We start from the raw sequence: 10,023 nt of genomic DNA on the forward strand, positions 1-10,023 counted from the left end.
CTGCAGCGCGCCGATATCGTTTCGCATCGCTACGTGCTGCCCGGCGTGCGCTTCGCGGTGGATGCCTATGTGAACTTCGTGCGCCGCGCGTCCTGGCAGGAAGGCGTGGCCTCGTCGCTGACCGAACTGTTCGCGCCGAGCATCCACAAGGAACGGATCAGCGAGTGGCCGAAGCACTATCCGTGGATCGACAGCAGCGGCCTCGATTACTTCAAGGGCCGAGTCCAGGAAGCGCATCGCGACGTGCAGCACGGCCTCGGTCTGACACTGGATCTGTTCGTGACCCGGGCCGAGCAGGAACGCGCGCTGGAACTGCTGAAGTTCAAGCTCGACATCCTGTGGACCATGCTCGATGCAATGAGCCTGGCCTACGTGAGGAACGAACCGCCTTATCACTGCGTGCCAGGCTTTCAGCAAGGCATGACGGCGCGGGAAATCCGGGGAGCGGACCATGTCTGAAGGCAAGGTCGAATACGCGACCGATTACAAACCGCTGCACGATGGCTCGCTGAAACTGGCGCGCGGCCACCGCATCCAGTTTGAGCAGGTGCAGGGCTGCGATGTGCTGCTGTACCCGGAAGGCGTGGTACAGCTGAGCGAATCGGCAGCGATGATTCTCAAGCAGGTCGATGGCCAACGGACCGTGATCGATATCGCGGCGGAATTGAACCGGATGTTCCCGGAAGACGGGGACCTGACGGCCGATGTACGCAGTTTCCTGGAGGTCGCTCATGCACGAGGGTGGATTGCCTAGTTCAACGTCGGCGATACCGCTGATCAAGCCGCCGCTGTGGCTGCTCGCGGAGCTGACCTATGCCTGCCCACTGCAGTGCGCCTACTGCTCGAACCCGGTCGACTACGCCGGCCACGGCAAGACCATGGATACCGAAACCTGGCTGCGCGTGCTGCGTGACGCGCGACAGATGGGCGCCTTGCAGCTCGGCCTGTCCGGCGGCGAACCGCTGGTTCGGCAGGACCTCGAAGTGCTGGTCACCGAAGCGACCAAGCTCGGCTACTACTCGAATCTGATCACCTCCGGCATCGGCATGGATGCCGCACGTGCGCGCTCGCTGAAAGTAGCCGGCCTTGATCACATCCAGGTCAGTTTCCAGAGTTCGGAAGCGAACCAGAACGACGAGATCGCCGGCATGCGTGCTTACGCGCACAAGGTCGACATGGCCCGTGCCGTCAAAGCCGCCGGCTTTCCGATGGTGCTGTGCTTCGTGCTGCACAGGGACAACCTGCATCGGCTACGCGAGATGCTCGATCTGGCGATCGAACTCGAAGCCGATTACGTCGAACTGGCGACCACGCAGTACTACGGCTGGGCGCTGCTCAATCGTGATCGTCTGCTGCCGACGCTCGAACAGGTGCGTGAAGCGGAAATCGTGGCCAACGAATATCAGGCCCGGCTCAAGGGCAAGATGGACATCTACTTCGTGGTGCCGGACTACTACGAAAAGCGTCCGAAGCCCTGCATGAACGGCTGGGGTTCGGTGTTCCTGCTGGTGACGCCGGACGGCACGGCCCTGCCCTGCCACGCCGCGCGGCAATTGCCCGGCTTCGAATTTCCGAACGTGCAGGCCTCGTCGATCAAGGAGATCTGGCAGACCTCGGATGCCTTCAACCGTTTTCGCGGCAACGCCTGGATGAAGGAGCCCTGCGCGTCCTGTCCGGAGAAAGAGAAGGACTTCGGTGGCTGCCGCTGTCAGGCTTTCCAGTTCACCGGCGATGCGGCGGCGACCGATCCAGTCTGCGACAAGTCGCCGCTCCGGCATCTGGTCGATGAAGCGATCTCGTCGGCGCGGATCACGACGATCGAGAAGCCGATCATCTTCCGCAATCCGAAGAATTCGGATCGGCATACGATCAAACTCGCTGAGTTGACCAGGTAGGCCGGGCCGCGACCGCCGTGCCCCCTCATCGTAGGGTGCCGGCGGCCATGGGCCGCCCTACGGCTGAGCTCGGTGCCTGTGCTAAGTTCGACCTTCGATCGTCGCGCGGCGTCGTGACAGCTCCGCCAAACTGCTGGCTGGATTCCTGACGGTTTCTCCTCAGGCGCTGTCCACTCCGTGCCCACCCGGAGGAGTTTCTCGCCTTGACCCTGTTAGCCGAATGGAGCACTGCGCTGCAGGACGTGCTGTCGACGTTCCTCGGCAAGGCCTCGCACTTCCTGCCCAAGCTGGTCGGCGCCCTGGTACTGCTGCTGGTCGGCTGGTTGGTGGCAAGAGTGCTGCGCACCATCGGCACGCAGCTGGTGGCGACGGCCGAACGCGTCCTGTCTCAGTCCTCGATTGCCCGTAACGGCTCCAGCGTACGCCTGCCGATGGTCTCGGCACGGGTGCTGGGTAGCATCCTGTTCTGGCTGGTGATGCTGTTCTTCGTCACTGCCGCCACCGAGGTGCTTGGCCTTGCGCTGTTCACCGCCTGGCTCGGCCAGCTTGTGGCCTACGTGCCAACGATGGCGGCCGGCGCGCTGATCATCGTCGTCGGCGTGCTGGTCAGCCGCATGGCCCGGCAACTGGTGGAAGCCGCGCCGATCGCCGACGACCCGGCGCAGCGCGTGATGCTCGGCCGCATGGTGCAGGCGGCGATCCTGATCACCGCGGTCCTGGTCGGTGCCGACCAGATCGGCATCCGCGTCACCTTCATCGTGGTCATGGCCGTGGTGGTCATTGCGGCACTGGTGGGCGCGGCAGCGTTGTCGGTCAGCCTCGGCTCGCGCAGCTATGTCGCCAACCTGATCGGCAGCCATTACCTGCGCCAGACCTACTCGATCGGCCAGCAGGTTCGCGTCGAGGGCTTCGAGGGCAAGATTCTCGAGATGTCGAACACCAGCCTGGTGCTGGAAACCACGGACGGCCGGGTCAGCCTGCCCGCGCGCTTGTTCAACGAAGCACCGATCGTGCTGCTGATCGAGCGTCCGGACGGTAGCCTCGATACCCATCCCGAGGCGCGCAATGGCTAGCCCCAGCCCCATCGGCAGCCTGTCGCTGGCCTATCTGGAAGCGCATCCCCGCGATGCTGCACGGGTGCTCGAGCGGCTGACGCCAACCGCCGCTGCCGATCTGCTGGCCAGCGTGCCGTTGCGGCTGGCGGCGCCGGTGATTCGCCAGATGCTGCCGCTGTTCGCGGCGCGGGCGCTGGATCGTCTTGGCGACGACCGCGCGGCTGGCCTGCTGCGCGCAGTCGGCCCGCAGGCCGGTGTCGCCGTGCTGCGGCAGATGCCGAGGACGCGCGCCGATGTGCTGATCGGCCAGTTGCCGGCGCCGCTTGCGGTGGCCTTTCGGCTGCTGCTCGGTTATCCCGAGAACACCGTCGGTGCCTGGGCCGATCCGCATGCCTTGGCCTTGACCGAAGATATCCGCTGCGCACAGGCGATCGATCATCTGCGCAACTCCGGCAACGAGCAGGATGCGCTGTACATCGTCGACGGCGAGCAGCGCCTGATCGGCGTGGTGCCGATGGTCGATCTGCTGCGCGCCGCGGCCGACACGCCGTTGCGCCGTTTGATGCAGCCGCCGCCAGTCACGGTGCCGGCGCAGGCGCTGATCAGCGCCCTGCACGATCATCCAGGCTGGGCCAGCGCTCGCGCGCTGCCGGTGGTCGAACGCGGCGAGCGTTTCGCCGGCGTCCTCTGGCAGACCGCGCTGGCCACCGCGAGCGGCCCGGAGCGCGATCCCGAGGACCAGCCGGCGACACCCGGCGATGCGCTGTCACTGGTGGCCGGCGGTTACTGGAACGCCGTCGCTGGCTTGATCGAAGTGCTGGTGTCCTGGCTGCCGACCACGACGCGCGCCATATCGCCCGATGAGCGCCCTGAGCCCCGATGAGTGCTGACACCGCCACCGCCGCTCTGACCCTGCGCTTTCTGCTCGACTATCCGCGCGAAGCGGCACGTCGACTGGAGCGTCTGCCGCCGCAGGACATCGCCACCGTGCTGGGCGAACAGCCGATCCACGCGCTGATCCCGGTCTGGCGCGGTCTCACCGGCGATATCGAACGTACCGTGCTGGCAGCGCTGCCGGCCAAGCTGGCGCGACACATCCTCAGCGAACTGGAGCCCACCGAAGCGGTTGCCCTGCTCGGCCGTTTCGATGTCGACGCACGCGATACCTATCTCGCGCTGCTGAACCCGGAAATCGCCGATGAGCTGCGGACCAGCATGGCGCGCCAGCCGGACTCCGCCGGCGCGCTGATGGACCCACGCTTCCTCGCCTTCGAAGCCGCGCTGCCGGTGGCCGAAACGCTGGCCCGCCTGCGCCGCACCGGACGCCGCAGCGTCCGCGAGATTTATCTCGTCAACGAAGACGGGCAGCTCGAAGGCAGAGTCGAAATCCAGGATCTTGCGCTCGCCGATCTCGATCAGCGGCTGGCCGATCTGCGCCAGCCGATCATCGCGGCCGTGGATGACAGCGTGCCGCGCGAGGAAGTCGTCGAGCTACTCGAGCAGCACGACAACCTCACCGAACTGCCGGTGATCGACTTCAGCGGCCGGCTGATCGGCGTCATCCATCAGGCCGAACTGGTCAGCGCGATCCAGGAAGAAACCAGCCTCGACATCCAGACCATGGTCGGCGCCAGCAAGGACGAGCGCGCGCTTTCGTCGCCGCTGTTCGCCGTTGCCAAGCGGCTGCCGTGGTTGCAGATCAACCTGCTGACCGCGTTCCTGGCGGCCTCGGTGGTCGGCATGTTTGAAGACATCATCGCCAAGTTCACCGCACTCGCGGTGCTGCTGCCGGTGGTCGCCGGCCAGAGCGGCAACGCCGGCGCCCAGGCACTGGCCGTGACCATGCGCGGCTTGATGCTGCGTGAAATCAGTATTCGTCACTGGCCGAGAGTGGTGATGAAGGAAGTCAGCGTCGGCTTGCTGAACGGCCTCGGCATCGCCGCCACCACGGCGATCGGCGTCTATATCTGGAGCCGTTCGTTCGGGCTGGTGCTGGTGATCGTCACGGCGATGGTGATCTCGATGATCGCCGCGGGTTTTGCCGGTGCGCTGGTGCCGATTACCCTGCGCCGCTTCGGTCAGGACCCGGCGCAATCCTCGTCGATCATCCTGACCACGGTCACCGATGTCGTCGGCTTCTTCTCGTTCCTCAGCATCGCCACGCTGTTCTCGAGACTGCTCTGAACATCTTGCTGAAAGGTTAAGGGCCAGTTAAGGCCCACTCTCTAGTCTCCTCACATCGGGACTCGATCACTTGCTCATGAAGCAGGTGGCCGAGGACCCTGAACCCATACCGAGGAGACATCCGATGAACCTGAAATCAGTGCTGGCTGCCGTCGTGCTGCTTACCGCCGCTGTGCCGGCGATGGCCGCCAATGTCGGCGTATCCATCAACATCGGCCAGCCGGATTTCTACGGCCGTCTCGACGTCAACGACTATCCACCTCCCCGGGTCATCTACGCGCAGCCGGTGATCATCGAGCGCCATCGCGTGGTCGAACAGCCGGTCTATGTCCGCGTGCCGCCGAACTATCGCAAGGACTGGAGGCGCTACTGCGGCCGCTATGACGCCTGCGGCCGGCCGGTCTACTTCGTCGACAACCGCTGGTACAACGATGTCTACGTGCCGCGCTACCGCGAGCGCGAAGGCCATCGCGGCGACAACCGTGGTCGTGATCATGACCACGGCCATGACGATCACGGCCCCGATCGTGGCCGCGGCCATGGTCCCGACAAGGGTCCCGGCCGGGACAGGCACGATCACTGAGTTTGATGAGCAGACTTTGATGAGCAGGCTGGGCTTGTTGAGCAGAAGTCCGCGCCAGAAGCTCATTTTCCAGTCTGAAACCTGACGCTCAAGTCAATCGGCCAGATTCCCGAGTCCTGACGATCGGGAGTTCTTCCGGTTCGGGACTCGGGCTTAGGCACTAGAATTACGCAGCGCGACGGTTCTCGTCGCCATCAAAATTGGGGACTGCTGAATGTCGAATATGAAACTGATCGCCGCTGCCGCGGCGGTACTCGTGCTCGCTGCCTGCAACAAGAGCGAAGCACCGGCTGCACCTGCGCCGCTGGAAATCAGCGCGGGCTCATCCGCTGCCGCCGTTGCCAGCAGCAATGCCGGCATCGAAAGCTGCGCCAAGGCCGTGCTGGCCCAGGCACCGGGCGAACTGCTGCAGGCCACGCTGAAGCAGGAGACCGAGGGCCGGGTCTGGGAATTCGAAATCAAGCAGGCTGATGGCAAGCTGTTCGATATCGAATGCTCCGACACCGCTGGCACCATCGTCGAAACCGAAGTGCGCGTCGCCACGGCTGCCGATCCGGCATTCGCCGCGCTCGCCAAGATCGATGAAGCCGCCGCCAAGGTGAAGGCGCTGGAATCGAAGCCGGGCACCGTCGAGAGAGTCGAATTCGAACTGGAGCCGGATGGCAAGGCGTCTTACGAGTTCGACATCAAGACCGCCGAAGGCGACTACCGCGTCGAAGTCGACGCGACCAGCGGCGAGATCGTCGAATCGTCGAAGGAACTGCTGGAAATCGGCGGCGTCTGATCGCTGGCTGATCGCTGCACTCGAAAGCCGCCGCTTGCCCCGGCGGCTTTCTTGTTTCTGCCACTCGGAATCAGGCCTGAGCGCGCTTCTTGACCATCCCGCGCTGCGGGTCATAGCCGTAGGCGGCCCAGACGAAGAACACCAGCGCCGAGCCGCCAGTCACCGCCAGCGCGGTGAGATTCAGCTGGCCGTACATCGCGAAGCGGGTCAGCTCCACCGAATGGGTGAACGGGTTGACGCTCGACACCCAGTACAGCCACTCGGCACCGGACTCCTTCAGCTTCCACAGCGGATACAGCGCCGAGGACATGAAGAACATCGGGAAGATCAAGATATTCATCGTGCTCGCTAAGTTCTCGATCTGCTTGATGTAGACGCTGAGCAGCAAGCCCAGCGCGCCGAGCATCAAACCGCCGAGCAGCAGCGCCGGGAACGCGTACAGCCAGCCGCTCCAGGGCAGATCGACGCCAAACAAGGCGCAGACGATCAGGAAGGCATAGCACTGCACCAGCGACAGCAAGGTGCCGGCCACCAGCTTGCAGCCGAGCAGATAGGCGCGTGCCAGCGGCGCAGTCAGCAGCAACCTCATCATGCCCATCTCGCGGTCGTAGACCATCGCCAGGCTGGACTGGATGCCGTTGAACAGGCAGATCATCCCCAGCAAGCCAGGCGCGACATAGACCTGGTACTCGATGAAGCTCGAATACGGTTCGATCACCGCCACACCGAAAACATTTCGGAAGCCGGCTGCAAACACCACCAGCCAGAGCAGCGGCCGGACCAGCGCCGACAGCAGCCGCGAACGCTGCTGCATGAACTTGCGCAGCTCGCGAAAGCTGATCGCGCCCAGCGCTTCCAGCGCGTGTCCTGCTCTCATTTCATGGCTCCAAAGGCCTGCGCTTTCGGACAGGCCGTTTCCTTGGCGTCAAAGCCCAAGGTGTCGAGGTTGTTGAGCGGATCGAGGAAACCCTCGATCGGCGCGATCGCGATCGCCCAGTTGCCGGTGTTCAGCAGCATCGGCTGACGCAGCTGGCCATCCCAGGGGCGGTAACCCATGCGGAAGCCCTTGAAGCCGTCGAGCACGATGTCTGGCCCACGCAGATAGGCGTAGCTCTTCGTGTAGTCCGGCGTGCCGGCACGAACCACCGCTTCGACCACGCTCTTGACTGCCATCCACGCCGCCCAGTCATAGGACGTGACCTGACGGCCCGCGGCCTTGATCAGGCGATTGTTCAGCTGCCGCGCGCCATCGCGTTCCCAGGACCAGTGCCAGGCATCGGCGACCAGGCCGGACGCGCCGACGACGACTCGCGGCTTCGCCGTCTGATACGGCACGTTGCGGGCGAACTCGCCATCGGCATCGGCGATGAACACCGCGTCGTAGTCCTTCGAACCGGTCAGCAATTGCAGGTTGTTCAGCTCGCGCTCGCGTGGATCGAGGCCGAGCTTGAACGGCCGGGTGTCGACGATCTTCAGGCCGAAACGCTTCGCAGAGCGCGTCCAGGCAGCGGCGAAAGCCTCATCGGCCGGGTTCGGTCCTTTCAGTACCAAGATGTTCGCCCAGCGCCGCAGCACCAGGTACTGCGCCAGGGCATCGGTCAGCATTGCCTGGTTCGGGATCACATGGAGAAGCTTGCTGCTGCAGCTGGCACCGCGCAGCGCATCGTCCTGGGCCGAGATGTTCAGCAGCGTTACCTGCAGAGCGGCAGTGCGCTTGCTGAGATCGGCGAGCACCGGGCCATCGGCATCGACGATCACGTAATGCGTACCCGCCGCGACCATCGCCTTGACCGCTTCGGCGAGCGCAGCGGCATCAGCGCCTTCACGCTTGTCCAGCTCGAATTTGAGTTTCAACTGGGCGCCGGCGAACGAGGTTTCCTTGATCGCCTGCTCCGCGCCCGAAACCGGCCGGCCCCAGGGCTGCAGTGGAAACTGGGCCTTGGTTCGCTCGATGCGGTAGCGCGGATCGTCGGACCATTCGAGATAGCCGATCTTGAACGGCGTATCGGCAGCGCGCGCCAGCGGCAGCGCCGACAGCAGCGCCAGCGCGGACAGGGCCAGCGTACGAATCATTGTGTGCCTCATTCGAGAACGCCGACGGTGTACGGCACGCGCCCGGCAGGCACGGCCTTGGTGACCTTGAAGTCGGCGGTATCGATCACCGCCATGTCGTCGGACTGGCCATTGGTCACGTACAGCGTCTTTTCATCCTTGCTGAGCGCGATGCCCCAGGGACGGCCACCGGTTAGCAGATAGCCCTTTACCGTCCGCGATTTCACGTCGACCTTGGCGATGTGATTGGCGCTGCCCATGGTCACGTAAGCCGTCGAACCGTCCCTGGTCATCAGGATGCCGACAGGCGTGATGTCTTCGGCGCGGAAGCCTTTGGGCTCGAACTTGATTTCGCCGATCACCGCGTTGGTCTTGGTATCGATGATCGAGAGGGTGCCACTCAGTTCGTTCGATACCCAGAGCTGCGCGCCATCGGCGGTCAGCGCGAATCGACGCGGCCGATTGCCGACCGAGATATTCGCCTTGATCGCCTTGGTGGCCACGTCGATGACGTGAACGGTATTGGCGACTTCGGAGGTTGCGTAGACGGTCTTGCCGTCCGGCGTCATCAGGATGCCTTCCGGCTCTTCACCAACCGGCACTTCGGCCAGGCGCTTGCCGCTGGCGACATCGGTAGCAGAGACCAGGCCGTCTTCTTCGAGCGTTGCCCAGACCGTCTTGCCGTCTGGGCTGAACACGAAGCGCTCCGGGTCTTCGCCGACGTTGAGCTTGCCGACGACCTTGTCGGTGGCCGTGTCGATGATGTCGATGCGGCTGCCTTCGCCACAGGCGACGTAGAGTTTCTTGCCGTCCGGCGAGAACACCAGTTCGCGCGGCTTGTCACCGGTCTTGACCTTGCTCAGTACCTTCAAGCTGGCGCTGTCGAACACGGTAACGACGTTGTCTTTTTCGCCGCTGACATAAAGCTTCCCTGCCTGGGCGACAGGCAACGCAGTGACCAGTGCAAGGGCAATGAGCGTGTTCTTCATGCGGCTTTCTCCTCGGGCTTGCCAGCGCCAGGCGCCGGACCCGTCATTTTCAGGAAGGCTTCTTCCAGGGTGGTGCAGGCAGCGCTGGCGACGATTTCGTCCGGCGTGCCTTCAGCGAGTTTTCTGCCTTTATGCAGCACGTAAACGCGATCGGCCTGCTCGGCTTCGTTGACCAGATGCGTGGCCCACAGCACGGCCAGCCCTTCGTCGCGGCAGCGCTGCTTGACCAGCGCCATCAGCGTGGTCCGCGACGCCGGATCAAGGCCGACGGTCGCTTCATCCATCAGCAGCAGCCGTGGCTTGTGCAGCAGTGCCCGCGCCAGTTCGACCTTGCGACGATTGCCGCCGGACAAGCTGCGACAGGTCTTGTCTTCCGAACCTGCGAGGCCGACATCGACCAGCAGTTGCGGAATGCGTGCGCGACCTTCCGCGCCGAGACCATGCAAGGACGAATGAAAGCGCAGGTTGCCGGTGACGGTCA

General features: G+C 64.1%; 11 protein-coding genes and 1 pseudogene. 8 read left to right on the top strand and 4 right to left on the bottom strand.

Features of this window, described 5'->3' with window-relative positions:
* From QZY06_RS16865 to QZY06_RS16900, 8 genes and pseudogenes are all read left to right on the top strand, one after another.
* Window positions 1–459, top strand: a pseudogene (locus QZY06_RS16865) (hypothetical protein); the annotation flags it as partial.
* On the top strand, window positions 452–754 hold the full coding sequence (gene pqqD / locus QZY06_RS16870; RefSeq protein WP_295686228.1) for a pyrroloquinoline quinone biosynthesis peptide chaperone PqqD: 303 nt from the start codon (window positions 452–454) through the stop codon (window positions 752–754). The pseudogene QZY06_RS16865 and the gene pqqD, both read left to right, overlap by 8 nt.
* Window positions 747–1,895, top strand: coding sequence for a pyrroloquinoline quinone biosynthesis protein PqqE (gene pqqE / locus QZY06_RS16875; RefSeq protein WP_295686230.1), 1,149 nt, complete (start codon window positions 747–749; stop codon window positions 1,893–1,895). Before pqqD ends, pqqE begins: the two co-directional genes overlap by 8 nt.
* Window positions 1,896–2,098: 203 nt before the next feature.
* On the top strand, window positions 2,099–2,968 hold the full coding sequence (locus QZY06_RS16880; RefSeq protein ID WP_295686231.1) for a mechanosensitive ion channel domain-containing protein: 870 nt from the start codon (window positions 2,099–2,101) through the stop codon (window positions 2,966–2,968).
* Window positions 2,961–3,833 carry a CBS domain-containing protein gene (locus tag QZY06_RS16885; protein ID WP_295686232.1) on the top strand — a complete coding sequence of 291 codons (873 nt, stop codon included), beginning with the start codon at window positions 2,961–2,963 and terminating at the stop codon, window positions 3,831–3,833. The genes QZY06_RS16880 and QZY06_RS16885 overlap by 8 nt, the downstream gene beginning before the upstream one ends.
* Complete coding sequence (locus tag QZY06_RS16890) at window positions 3,830–5,134, top strand: magnesium transporter (protein ID WP_295686234.1); 1,305 nt, start codon at window positions 3,830–3,832, stop codon at window positions 5,132–5,134. The genes QZY06_RS16885 and QZY06_RS16890 overlap by 4 nt, the downstream gene beginning before the upstream one ends.
* Window positions 5,135–5,258: 124 nt before the next feature.
* Window positions 5,259–5,717 carry a hypothetical protein gene (locus tag QZY06_RS16895; RefSeq protein WP_295686236.1) on the top strand — a complete coding sequence of 153 codons (459 nt, stop codon included), beginning with the start codon at window positions 5,259–5,261 and terminating at the stop codon, window positions 5,715–5,717.
* Window positions 5,718–5,931: 214 nt separating this feature from the next.
* The gene (locus QZY06_RS16900; protein WP_295686238.1) at window positions 5,932–6,501 is read left to right on the top strand and encodes a PepSY domain-containing protein; all 570 of its coding nucleotides are present in this window, start codon (window positions 5,932–5,934) and stop codon (window positions 6,499–6,501) included.
* Between the two features lie 70 nt (window positions 6,502–6,571).
* Here QZY06_RS16900 and QZY06_RS16905 read toward each other — a convergent pair whose 3' ends face one another.
* The 4 genes from QZY06_RS16905 to QZY06_RS16920 form a co-directional block, all read right to left on the bottom strand.
* Entirely contained in the window at window positions 6,572–7,378 is an 807-nt protein-coding gene (locus QZY06_RS16905; protein ID WP_295686240.1) for an ABC transporter permease, read from the bottom strand.
* Complete coding sequence (locus QZY06_RS16910; RefSeq protein ID WP_295686242.1) at window positions 7,375–8,574, bottom strand: ABC transporter substrate-binding protein; 1,200 nt, start codon at window positions 8,572–8,574, stop codon at window positions 7,375–7,377. The genes QZY06_RS16905 and QZY06_RS16910 overlap by 4 nt, the downstream gene beginning before the upstream one ends.
* An 8-nt stretch (window positions 8,575–8,582) precedes the next feature.
* Window positions 8,583–9,542 (bottom strand): PQQ-dependent catabolism-associated beta-propeller protein, encoded by a 960-nt coding sequence (locus QZY06_RS16915; protein WP_295686244.1) that lies wholly within the window; start codon window positions 9,540–9,542, stop codon window positions 8,583–8,585.
* Window positions 9,539–10,023, bottom strand: a 485-nt coding sequence (locus QZY06_RS16920; RefSeq protein WP_295686245.1) for an ATP-binding cassette domain-containing protein, incomplete at its 5' end; no start/stop codon positions are given. The genes QZY06_RS16920 and QZY06_RS16915, both read right to left, overlap by 4 nt.

This window comes from uncultured Nevskia sp., from assembly GCF_903885465.1.
GTDB lineage: Bacteria > Pseudomonadota > Gammaproteobacteria > Nevskiales > Nevskiaceae > Nevskia.

What these genes read in the sequence shown, in the direction of transcription:
- pqqD (WP_295686228.1), top strand. Translation starts at nt 452, where the DNA reads ATGTCTGAAGGCAAGGTCGAATACGCGACCGATTACAAACCGCTGCAC.
- QZY06_RS16885 (WP_295686232.1), top strand. Translation starts at nt 2,961, where the DNA reads ATGGCTAGCCCCAGCCCCATCGGCAGCCTGTCGCTGGCCTATCTGGAA.
- QZY06_RS16890 (WP_295686234.1), top strand. Translation starts at nt 3,830, where the DNA reads ATGAGTGCTGACACCGCCACCGCCGCTCTGACCCTGCGCTTTCTGCTC.
- QZY06_RS16895 (WP_295686236.1), top strand. Translation starts at nt 5,259, where the DNA reads ATGAACCTGAAATCAGTGCTGGCTGCCGTCGTGCTGCTTACCGCCGCT.
- QZY06_RS16900 (WP_295686238.1), top strand. Translation starts at nt 5,932, where the DNA reads ATGTCGAATATGAAACTGATCGCCGCTGCCGCGGCGGTACTCGTGCTC.
- QZY06_RS16905 (WP_295686240.1), bottom strand. Translation starts at nt 7,378, where the DNA reads ATGAGAGCAGGACACGCGCTGGAAGCGCTGGGCGCGATCAGCTTTCGC.
- QZY06_RS16910 (WP_295686242.1), bottom strand. Translation starts at nt 8,574, where the DNA reads ATGATTCGTACGCTGGCCCTGTCCGCGCTGGCGCTGCTGTCGGCGCTG.
- QZY06_RS16915 (WP_295686244.1), bottom strand. Translation starts at nt 9,542, where the DNA reads ATGAAGAACACGCTCATTGCCCTTGCACTGGTCACTGCGTTGCCTGTC.